The sequence below is a fragment of the Allolucifera butyrica genome, assembly GCF_900476375.1.
GTDB lineage: Bacteria > Bacillota > Negativicutes > Sporomusales > UPPP01 > Lucifera > Lucifera butyrica.
This window is the reverse complement of sequence record NZ_UPPP01000122.1, coordinates 1-1,314: the sequence shown is the minus strand read 5'-3', so window position 1 is coordinate 1,314 and position 1,314 is coordinate 1. Positions and strand designations below refer to the sequence as shown.

The 1,314-nt window shown below is 35.7% G+C and carries 2 protein-coding genes; both read right to left on the bottom strand.

All coding sequences use genetic code 11. The features are described from left to right. Window positions 1-340 (bottom strand): membrane-associated protease 1 (locus tag LUCIF_RS23480; protein ID WP_122630253.1); only part of this gene is annotated, 340 nt, incomplete at its 3' end. A gap of 665 nt (window positions 341-1,005) precedes the next feature. Further along, window positions 1,006-1,314 (bottom strand): ATP-binding protein (locus tag LUCIF_RS23470; protein WP_165866140.1); only part of this gene is annotated, 309 nt, incomplete at its 5' end.

Genomic DNA, 1,314 nt, shown 5'->3' with positions numbered 1-1,314 from the left:
TAGAATATCTCTCGTTATAATCAATTATAAAGGCATTCGGGAAATGTATGGTTCTAAAGTTTTGATCAGCGGTATTTACTTGAACAGTTACATCCCTATAAGCATCTGCATTCTGGGCAGTAACCAATGACCATTTTAGTAATTTTGAAGTTTCTTTATCGGACGCATCTAGCATATTGTTATGAGTAAGTTTCCCTGTTACAAACAATGTACCTGCAACACTAGATGACTTAGCCATTGAGTCGTTAGGTGTACTTACTCCAATGTTCGCAGAAGTAATAATGTCTTCACCTAAGTTAATTTCAGTGTCTTTTCCTTTAACAGCCAATGTAAATCCCATTATGAATCCTCCCATAACTTTTTCAATTTAATTTGTTAGCTAATGTTTCAAAAACAACTTTCCTATTACTTCATAAATTCCCATATTCCTCCTTTGTTTTAAATAAATGGGATAAAAGTCTCTAAAATAAGTTCAATTTATAGGACCAAAATTCTATATATGGAAAATTTTTCTTTTTAAGCTTACAACAAATTTATGACAAAAAAGTGACAAATAAAAATCCGGCAGCCGAAGCCACCGGAAGTGGTTTTAAATCACTTATGTTTCTTGTGAAAAAAATGCCGAGAAATCATATCAAATATTTCACCAACAATAAACCATGCTATAAAAAATATAATATACTGCATACCTTCAAAAGTAATACCATAATTCAAATAAATCTTATCTTCAATTATTGTAGTTAATATAAAAGCCACGAATCCCTGGCAAAGCCCTCTTACCTGAAATAACCATTTTATATGTTTTAACTTTAATAGTCGAATCATCAGCTCTTATTCCTCACAATTAAAACTTAGAGTGGAACTTCATTACCACTACTACCACCGCCATTCGCTCCAGGATCGTAAGTACCTGGGTCTAAATAATGCAACTTAGTTACTATGTTGTCAATAGCGCCTGAAAAATGACCCTTTTTCGCGTTCGAAAATTGACCCCTCTGGTAGTCATTAGGTATCGAAGGTGACTGTTAACGAATCACCTCCCTCTGGCTTTATGTCCTGGCTCCTTTTAAGGAGTCCTGCTCGCTGCTTTTCTTTTAGACGATAAGATTCACCCTTGATATTGATGACAGTGCTATGATGTAATAGCCGGTCGAGAATCGCAGTGGCAATGATAGTATCGCCGAATACTTCACCCCATTGTCCTATTCCACGGTTACTTGTAAGGATAATCGATCCCCGTTCATATCGACGCGAAATCAGCTGAAACAATAGGTGTGCTCCATTGACATCAACTGGGACATAACCAATTTCGTC